This is a genomic window from Streptomyces sp. NPDC037421 (assembly GCF_055602105.1).
In genome coordinates, this window is the sequence record NZ_JBVJWV010000073.1 from 1 (window position 1) to 8,833 (window position 8,833).

The 8,833-nt window shown below is 73.2% G+C and carries 8 protein-coding genes; all 8 read right to left on the minus strand.

Translation table 11 applies throughout. The features are described from left to right. Nucleotides 1-254 precede the first annotated feature (254 nt). Complete coding sequence (locus ACZ7IF_RS39005) at nucleotides 255-1,853, minus strand: alkaline phosphatase family protein (protein ID WP_470981761.1); 1,599 nt, start codon at nucleotides 1,851-1,853, stop codon at nucleotides 255-257. Between the two features lie 149 nt (nucleotides 1,854-2,002). Then, nucleotides 2,003-3,091 carry a 2-aminoethylphosphonate ABC transporter substrate-binding protein gene (locus ACZ7IF_RS39010; protein WP_470981763.1) on the minus strand — a complete coding sequence of 363 codons (1,089 nt, stop codon included), beginning with the start codon at nucleotides 3,089-3,091 and terminating at the stop codon, nucleotides 2,003-2,005. A gap of 55 nt (nucleotides 3,092-3,146) precedes the next feature. Next, nucleotides 3,147-3,944, minus strand: a complete 798-nt coding sequence (locus ACZ7IF_RS39015) for an ABC transporter permease (RefSeq protein WP_470981765.1) — start codon at nucleotides 3,942-3,944, stop codon at nucleotides 3,147-3,149. After that, on the minus strand, nucleotides 3,931-4,842 hold the full coding sequence (locus tag ACZ7IF_RS39020) for a 2-aminoethylphosphonate ABC transporter permease subunit (protein WP_470981766.1): 912 nt from the start codon (nucleotides 4,840-4,842) through the stop codon (nucleotides 3,931-3,933). Before ACZ7IF_RS39020 ends, ACZ7IF_RS39015 begins: the two co-directional genes overlap by 14 nt. After that, nucleotides 4,835-5,884, minus strand: a complete 1,050-nt coding sequence (locus tag ACZ7IF_RS39025) for an ABC transporter ATP-binding protein (protein ID WP_470981767.1) — start codon at nucleotides 5,882-5,884, stop codon at nucleotides 4,835-4,837. The genes ACZ7IF_RS39020 and ACZ7IF_RS39025 overlap by 8 nt, the downstream gene beginning before the upstream one ends. Further along, on the minus strand, nucleotides 5,881-6,633 hold the full coding sequence (locus ACZ7IF_RS39030) for a phosphonatase-like hydrolase (RefSeq protein ID WP_470981769.1): 753 nt from the start codon (nucleotides 6,631-6,633) through the stop codon (nucleotides 5,881-5,883). The genes ACZ7IF_RS39025 and ACZ7IF_RS39030 overlap by 4 nt, the downstream gene beginning before the upstream one ends. Before the next feature lie 5 nt (nucleotides 6,634-6,638). Further along, a complete protein-coding gene (locus ACZ7IF_RS39035; protein ID WP_470981770.1) occupies nucleotides 6,639-7,760 on the minus strand; it encodes a TIGR03364 family FAD-dependent oxidoreductase in 1,122 nt (373 codons plus the stop codon). 158 nt (nucleotides 7,761-7,918) lie between these two features. After that, nucleotides 7,919-8,689: a GntR family transcriptional regulator gene (locus tag ACZ7IF_RS39040; RefSeq protein WP_470981772.1), complete on the minus strand. Its 771-nt coding sequence runs from the start codon at nucleotides 8,687-8,689 to the stop codon at nucleotides 7,919-7,921. Between the last annotated feature and the right edge of the window lie 144 nt (nucleotides 8,690-8,833).

Below are 8,833 nucleotides of genomic sequence, written 5' to 3' on the forward strand. Positions count from 1 at the left end.
AATGGCCACAGGCGTCCGCTGCCTCTTCTCCCCCCCCCCCCCCGCGCCCCCCCCCCCCCCCCCACCCCCCCCCCCCCCCCCCACCCACCCCCACCCCCTCCCCCCCCCCCCCCCCCCCCCCCCCCCCCCCCCCCCCCCCCCTTCTCCTCCCCCCCCCCCCCCCCCCCCCCCCCCCCCCCCGCCCTGCCCCCCCCCCCCCCCCCCCCGCCCCGGACGGTCTAGGGGGTGTCCGGCGGATCAGGGTCGGGCACCTCCTAGCCGAGCCTCACGTTGTCGACGGTCCAGTACCAGTTGTTGCTGCCGCTGTAGCGGAAGCGGACCTGGACGTCGGTGGCGCCCACCGGGACCTGGAGGGTGAGGGACTCGGCCTTGGCGACGGCGTCGGCGGTGTACGTCTTCACCACCGTCGGGGCGCCGCCGTTGTACGAGACGAGGACCTGGGCGCTCTGGCCGGTCTCGTGGCGGTAGTGCGTCTGGAAGTCCAGGGTGCGCGTGGTGCCGCCGGTGACCGCCCACTTGGGGGTGATCAGGGTGGAGTCGAAGGTGCCGGTGTGGGCCTTGTCGTCCCACTCGTCGGAGTCGGCGACGGCGAACACGTCGCGGGAGCGGACGTTCAGCTCGCGCCACTGGTCGCGCTGCGCCTGGCTCCAGAACTCGTCGGTGGCGAAGGCCCAGCCGGCCCATTCGGTGACTCCGCCCGTGCCCATCTTCGAGTTGTCGACGGACCAGCCGGCGGGCGGGGTGTGGGTGAAGCCCTTGGTGGCGGCGGGGATCCCGGTCTCGTCCACGCGCGCCTGGAGGTTGGGGCGCAGGGTGTCGAAGGGGTCGCCGTCGGGGGTGTTCAGCGGTACGCCGTCCAGGGCGGCCGTGGTGACGCCGACCTGGGCGAGCGCGGTCGCGGCGACGTCGGTGAGGCGTACGTCCTCGCGTACGGAGCCGGCCGGGATGCCCGCGCCCTTGGCGATGACGAAGGTGCCGCGTTCCTGGATGGTGGAGCCGCCGTGGCCGCCGCCGTCGGTGTGGCCGTGGTCGGTGGTGACCAGGATCTTCCAGTTCTCCTGGGCGTAGGAGGGGCGGGCCTTGACGGCGGTGAGGAGCTGGCCGACCAGCGCGTCGACGCGGCCGACGGCGTCGAGGTACTGCTGGCTGGCGGCGCCGTAGGAGTGGCCGGCGGAGTCGACCTGGCCGAGGTAGACGAAGGCGGCGTCCGGGTTCTGGTCGCGGAGTTCGGCGGCGGCCGCGGCGGCGGTCTTCGGGTCCTCGTTGCCGTAGCCGTCGCGGTCGCCCTTGAGGGAGAGCCGCTTGTCGACCTTGGCGGAGAAGATCGGGCCGTTCTGGTCGGTGGAGGTGATGGGCTCCCAGTCGGCGGCCGCGTAGGTGTTGAGGGACGGCTTGGCGTTCTCGGCACGGGTCAGGAAGTCGGGGTACGCGCCGTAGTTCTTGCCGGTGAAGGAGTTGTCCTTCACCCCGTGCTTGTCGGGCCAGACGCCGGTGGCGATGGTGGACCAGCCGGGGCCGGAGGAGGTGGCGGCCATCGGGTTCGCGTACAGGGTGCTGCGGGCGGTGAGGCCTTCGGCCATCAGGCCGTTGAGGTGGGGGGCGTTGGCGGCCTTGACGCGGTCGAGGACCATGCCGTCGAGGCCGATGACGAGGACCTTGTCGGTGGTGGCCTGCGCCGCCGCGGGGGCAGGGGCGGAGGCGGCCGCCTTGGCCGCGGCCTCGGCCGCCGCCTTGGCCGGGTCGGTGGGGTTGGGGGTGGCGGCGGCCGTGGTGCCGAGGCCGAGGGTGGCGGCGATCAGGGCCGTGGCGGTGGCGGCCACGGCGAGGGTGCGTCCGGACGGGACAGTGGACACGTGCTCCTCCAGGAGCGTCGGGGAAGGCGCGGCGGATCGAGCGGGATGCACGCGGACGTGCGGCGGGCCCGGACCGGAGGGGAGATCTCGGTCCAGACCCGTTATGCACTGGTGACTGTTGCGGCCGTGGGTGGCCGCGGGGTTAAGGCTCAGCTTCCGGTCGCGGACTTCCACGCGTCGACGTGGGCGGTGAGGTTCTTGTCGATGTCGGCCCAGTCCGGCTGGAAGACCTCGACGCCGGTCATGAGCTTGGTGAGTTCGATGGCGTTGGCGTCGGTCGGCTTGATGTCGGAGCGCGCCGGGAAGCCGCCGCCGATCTCGCTGACCTGCTTCTGCGCCTCCTCGCCGAGCATGAAGTCGAGGAGCTTCTTGCCGTTGTCGGCGTGCGGGGCCTTGGCTACCAGGCCGGCGGCGTAGGGCAGGGCGAAGGTGGTGGGCTTGCCGCCGTCCTTGGCGGGGAACCAGATGCCGAGGTTGGGCATGGACTTGGACTGGGCGAAGTTCATCTGGACGTCGCCGTTGGCGACGAGCAGTTCGCCCTTGTCGGTCTTCGGGGCGAGCTTGCTGGTGGAGGAGGAGGGGCCGACGTTGTTGGCCTGGAGCTTCTTGAGGTACTCCATCGCCGGCTCCTTGCCGCCGAAGTCGTGCATCGACTTGATGAGGACGGCCGTGCCGTCGCCCGCGACGCCGGGGGTGGAGTACTGGAGCTTGCCCTTGTACTTGGCGTCGAGCAGTTCCTCCCAGGTCCTGGGGGCCTGGCCGAGCTCCTTCTTGTTGTAGACGAAGCCGAAGTAGTTGTTGACGACGGAGGTCCACTTGCCGTCGGGGGCCTTGTCGGCCCCGTTGACCTTGTCGGATCCCTGCGGGGCGTACGCCTGGAGCAGTCCCTTGCCGTCGGCCTGCTGGATGAAGGGGGGCAGCGTGATCAGCACGTCGGCCTGGGTGTTGGTCTTCTCGCGGACGGCGCGCTGCACCATCTCGCCGGAGCCGCCCTCCACGTACTTGACCTCGATGCCGGTCTTCTTGGTGAACTCGGCGAAGACCTTGTCGTACCAGCCGTCGCCCTTGTCGCTCTTGAGGCCGTCGGCGCTGTAGACGGTGACGGTCTTCTCGCCGCCGCCCTTGCCGGCGTCGGGGCCGCCGGCGGTGGTGGAGCCGCCGCAGGCGGTGAGGGAGGCGGCGAGGGCGAGGCTGCCGGTGAGGGCGGCGGCGGAACGCAGGACGAGCTTGCCGGTCATGGAACTTCCTTACGGGGAAAGGGAGTCTGCGGGGACGGGAGGAGCTGGAGGGGGATCAGCGGTACGAGGCGCGGGTGCGGACGCGGGAGACGGCCAGCAGCACCAGCAGGGTGGTGGCCATCAGGACCACGGCCACGGCGGAGCCGCCGAAGAGCGAGCCGCGGTCGGTGGCGGTGAAGATCCGGACGGGGAGGGGCATCCAGTCCGGGGGGTAGAGCATCATCGTGGCGCTCAGCTCGCCCATGGACAGGGCGAAGCAGAGTCCCGCGGCCGCGGTGAGGGACGGCAGCAGGAGCGGGAGGCGGACCCGCCACAGCACGTAGCCGGGACGGGCGCCGAGGGAGGCCGCGGCCTGCTCGTACGCGGGGTCGAGACGGACGATGGCGGCGGAGACCGACTGGTAGGCGAACGCGGTGACGAGGACCGTGTGCGCCAGGACGACGATGGAAGCGGTGCCGTTGAGGAGGACCGGCGGCCGGCTGAAGGCGACGAGCACGGCGAGGCCGACGACCACGGACGGCACGGCGACCGGCAGCACGAACAGGGCGTCCAGGCACCGCTTCCCGCGCCTGCCGAGGGACGCGGCGGCCAGCGCGGCCCAGGTGCCGACGGTGAGCGCGAGCAGGCTCGCGGCGAGGGCGGTGACCAGGGAGGTGGTCAGGGCCTGGAGGGATTCCCCGCGGACGGCGGCGGCGTAGTTCCCGGTGGTCGGGCCGGAGGGGAAGGCGCCGGACCAGTGGGTGGCGAAGGAGGCGGCCACCACCACGAGGAGGGGCAGGGCGAAGAGGGGCAGGAAGAGGACGCCGAACAGGCCCCAGGCGGCCCAGCGGCCGCCCTTGCTATGCACCAGCACGCTTGCCCACCACCCGGTAGAGGCCGAACAGACCGACGGATATGGCTATGTTGACGACGGCGACCACGCAGGCGGCCGCGTAGTCGGATTCCAGGATCGCCTTGCCGTAGACGAGCATCGGCAGGGTCGTGACGTCCTTGGCGCCGGTGAACAGGACGATCCCGAACTCGTTGAGGCACATGACCAGCACGAGGCTGCCGCCGGCCGCCAGGGCGGGCAGGGCCTCGGGGAGGATCACCTGCCGGACGATCCGGGCGGGGCGGGCGCCGAGGCCCGCGGCGACCTCCAGCTGAGCGGTGTCCAGCTGGGAGAAGGCGGCGAGCAGCGGGCGCATCACGAACGGGGTGAAGTACGTGATCTCCGCGAGGAGGACGCCCCAGGGGGTGGTGAGGAAGCGGAAGGGGCCGTCGGCGACGCCGAGGACGTCGGTCCAGACGCCGTTGGCCATGCCCACCGTGCCGTAGATGAAGAGCAGGGCGAGGGTGACGAGGAAGGAGGGGAAGGAGAGGAAGACGTCGATGAACTTGGCGACGGCCCTGGCCCCGGGGAACGGCACGAAGGCGATGACCAGGGCGAGGGTGAAGCCGAGCAGGAGGCAGCCGGCGGTGGCGCCGACGGCCAGCCAGACGGTGGTGCCGAGGGCCTCCCGGAAGGCGTTCGAGGCGAAGACGGCGGAGTAGGCGTCGAGGGGGCCGCCGCCGTCCTCGGGGGTGAAGGACTGCTGGACGACCAGCGCGAGGGGGTAGAGGAACACCAGCGCGAGCACCGCCACCGGGGGCAGTGCCCACACCGCGCGCGGGGCCGCGGGGCGGGGGCCGGGGGCGGTCGGCGCCGGCGCCGGCACCGGTACGACCGCGCGCGCCGGGGCCGCCGGCGCCGGCGGGGCGGTCTCAGGCATCGGACACCCCCGCCGCCAGCAGCACCGCGTCGCGGGGCTCGAAGTGCAGGGTCACCTCGTCGCCCAGCGCCGGGGTCTCCCTCAGCTCGGGCAGGTCCGCCTTCACGCGGTGCCCGCCCACGTCCACGTACAGCCGGTGCGTCGAGCCGCGCCACTGCACCTCGGTGATCGTGCCGCGCAGGGCGTTCGGCCCCTCGCCGAGCCCGAGCAGGTGCGGGCGTACGCACAGGGTGGCGGTGGAACCCGGTGCCGCGCGGCCTGCGTCGAGGGCCAGCGGACGGCCCGCGAAGACCGCGCCGCCGTCGGCCACCGTCACCGGCAGCAGGTTGGCGTTGCCGACGAAGGAGGCCGTGAACTCGGTGCGCGGCGCCCGGTACAGCTGCTGCGGGGTGCCGCAGTCCTGGAGGCGGGCCCGGTCCATGACGGCGATCCGGTCGGCCAGGGTCAGCGCCTCGACCTGGTCGTGGGTGACGTACAGGATGGAGACCTCGGGCAGTTCGCGGTGCAGCCGGGCCAGTTCCGCCAGCATCCCGGAGCGCAGCTGGGCGTCGAGGGCGGAGAGGGGCTCGTCCAGGAGGAGGACGCCGGGGCGGATGGCGAGCGCCCGGGCGATGGCCACGCGCTGCTGCTGGCCGCCGGACAGTTCGCGGGGGTAGCGGCGGGCGTAGGCGGCCATCCCCGTCATCTCCAGGGCCTCGGCGACACGTGCGGGGATCTCGGCCTTGGGGGCCTTCTGCGCCCTGAGCCCGAAGGCGACGTTGTCCTCGACGCGCATGTGCGGGAAGAGGGCGTACTGCTGGACGACCATCCCGATGCCGCGCTTGTGCGGCGGGAGCGCGGTGACGTCCCGGCCGCCGATCAGCACCCGCCCGGAGGCGGGCCGGACGAAACCGGCGACCGCGCGCAGGGCGGTGGTCTTGCCGGAGCCGGAGGGGCCCAGCAGGGCCATGACCTCGCCGGGCTCGACGGTCAGGTCGAGGGAGTCCAGGACGGTGGTGCCGTGGTAGGCGACCGAGACGGAGTCGAAGCGGATGCCGCTCACGACGGCTCCGTGAGGAGGGCGGGGAGTTCGGCGACGGAGCCGAGGACGTGGGTCGCGCCGTGCCCGGTCAGCGTGGCGCGGTCGTGGGCGCCGGTGAGGACTCCGGCGACGAGGCCGGCGCCGGCGCGGCGGCCGCTGAGCATGTCGTACGCCGTGTCGCCGGCGACGACGCTCTCGCGCACGTCGGCCACCGCGCCGGTGCGCAGGAACGCCGCCAGCACCATGTCCGGGTAGGGGCGGCCGCGGCCGCCCGCGTCGGCGGGGCACAGGGTGAGGTCGGCGAGGTCCTGCCAGCCGAGGGCGTCGAGGATGGCGTCCTGGGTGACGCGGGCGAAGCCGGTGGTCAGGGCGACGGTGTGGCCGGCGGCGCGGAGCTCCTCGACGGCGGCGCGGGCTCCGGGGAGCGGGGCGACGAGGCCGCCGCCGACGAGTTCCGCGTACGCCTCCTCGAAGGCGGAGTTGGCGAGCCGGGCGAGTTCCTCCGTGCGGAAGAGGTGGCGGAAGACGGAGATCTTCGACTCGCCCATGGTGTCGCGGACGTACTGGAGCTTCTCGGCGTGGGCGGGGGTGCCCGGTTCGACGCCGAGGCGTGCGGCGGCGCGCTCGAAGGCGCGCTCGACGAGGCCGCCGTCGGCGACGGTGGTGCCGGCCATGTCGAGGACGACCAGCCTGCGGCCCGTGCCGGTGGGGGTGCCGGTGGGGGCGTCCGTGCCGGTGGGGGCGTTCGTGTCGGTGGGGGTTTCGGTCATTCGGCTCACCAGCCCAGTTCGTTCGCGGTGGTCTCGGCTATGGCGGGCGAGCAGGTCATGCCGCGGCCGCCCGGTCCGGTCACCAGCCAGACGCCGTCGGCCACCTGCTGGCGGTGGACGACGCGGGTGGTGTCGGTGCACTGCGCGTACACGCCCGCCCAGCGGTGCCTGATCTTCGGCAGGGGGCGGCCCAGGAAGGACTCGACGACCTGGGTGAGGTGGTCGTAGGGGTCTTCGAGGGTGTCGAACGCGAAGGGGTGCTCGTACTCGTGGGTGTCGCCGATGGTCAGTCCGCCGTCCTGGCGCTGGACCATCAGCAGCTGCATCTTGTGCGCGGCGGCGACGGGGGTCTGCGCCTGGGCGGCGTTGAGCTCGTCCAGGGCGGCGCTCTTGTAGGCGGGGTAGTAGCGGAAGCTGTCGGCGTCGGCGACGGAGGTGGTGAGCGGCTCGCCGAGCGGGGCGGTCTGCATCATCTGGAGCCGGACGCGGCGGACGGGCAGTCCGGGGGCGAGTTCGCGGACCAGGCCGGACAGCCAGGCTCCGGTGGCGAGGACGACGGCGTCGCCGCGGTGGACGTCACCGTGGTCGTCGCGGACGGCGCCGGGGCCGGCCAGGTCGCGGACCTCGCGGCCGGGGACGAAGGTGTAGCGGCCGGAGGCACGGAGGGCCTCGCGGAGGTGGAGCTGGGCGGTGCGCGGTTCGACGGCCGCGTCGCGCTCGCACCACAGGGCTGCCTCGAAGGCGCCGCGCAGGGCCGGGTTGAGCTTGCGGGCCCGGGCGGCGGTGACCAGCTCGTAGCCGCGGGCGGCGGCGTCGGGGCGGGCGGCGGCCGCCTCGGCGACCGCGTACTCGCGGGCGTTGCGTACGGGGGTGAGGGAGCCGATGGCGCGGAAGCCCAGGCCGGGCACCTCCGCGCCGATCCGCTCCCAGAGCTCGCGGGCGCGCAGGGCGGTGTCGAGCTCCTCGCCCCCGGCCCGGCCGCTGACCCAGATCTGGCCGAAATTGCGCAGTGAGGCGCCGCGCGCCTCCGCCTCGCGCTCGATCTGGACGACCTCGTGGCCGCGTTGGACTGCTTGCCAGGCGTGCATGGTGCCGACCACGCCGCCTCCGACGACTATGACTCTCACGGCGTCCACGGTGGGCGCGGTCCGTGACCCGGGGGGATCACTGGGGCGACGGGGCAGTGAACAGCCCTCGACGCTTGGACTAGACCCGTTATCGTTCCGTGATTTTGATTGGTCCTGGTTGGGGCGATTGAGGGTGGTTCGCTCTGGGCCCTTGCGGGCTACTCGGGCCGCAGGTGGGTCGTGAAGCTGAACCGGTCGCCACGGTAGAGCGAACGCACCCGCTCGAGCGGCCGGCCGTCCCGGTCCCGCGAGAAGCGGTGGATGAGCAGCATCGGGAGCGCGGGCGGGGTGCCGATCAGCAGGGCCTCGCGGGGGGTGGCGAGGACGGTCTCCAGCTTCTCGTCCGCGTCCCCGAAGGAGACGCCGAGGCTGTCGTGGAGGTAGCCGTAGAAGGAGGAGTCCGGCTGGAAATCGACGTCGAGGTGGGGGACCCGGGCCACCCGGATGTACGTGCTCTCCAGCCCGACGCGCTCGTCGTCGGCGAGCAGGACCCGTTCCAGGTGCCAGACGGGCTCGCCCGCCTCGGCGCCGATGCCCGGCGCGAGGTCGGGCGGGCAGGGGAAGCGCTCCAGGCCGATGAGGTTGCGGCCGGGGCGGCGGCCCTGGCGGCGCACCCCCTCGGTGTAGCTGGCGAGGGAGAGGGGCTGCTCCAGCTTGGGGCCGGCGACCACGGTGCCGCGTCCGGAGCGGCGCAGCCGGCCTTCGAGCAGCAGCTCGCGCAGGGCCTGGCGTACGGTCTCGCGGGCCACCTCGTACCGCTCGGCGAGATCGCGCTCGGTGGGCAGCAGCCCGCCCTCGCCGAGCTCGTCGAGGAGGTCGGCGATACGGGCCTTGACGGCGTAGTACTTGGGGATGCGGCCGTGCTCGGGGATCCCGGAGCGGACGGGCGAGCCGGGGCGGTGGGGCGGCTGCGGGTTCTGGTCTTCCACGCTCGGACTGTACGCGGGGCAGGTGTACGGGCAGGTGTACGGACTGGCGGCCTAGGTCCTGTCCGGGCGATCTTCGTGGATCAGGCCGCGGGGTCTGGTGCGGTGCATCGCAAGGCGGAGGAGCGCAGCTCGTACTCGGCCGTA

Bases quoted from the DNA above. Each gene is read 5' to 3' on its own strand.
- ACZ7IF_RS39010 (WP_470981763.1), bottom strand. From the start codon at position 3,091: ATGACCGGCAAGCTCGTCCTGCGTTCCGCCGCCGCCCTCACCGGCAGC.
- ACZ7IF_RS39020 (WP_470981766.1), bottom strand. From the start codon at position 4,842: ATGCCTGAGACCGCCCCGCCGGCGCCGGCGGCCCCGGCGCGCGCGGTC.
- ACZ7IF_RS39030 (WP_470981769.1), bottom strand. From the start codon at position 6,633: ATGACCGAAACCCCCACCGACACGAACGCCCCCACCGGCACGGACGCC.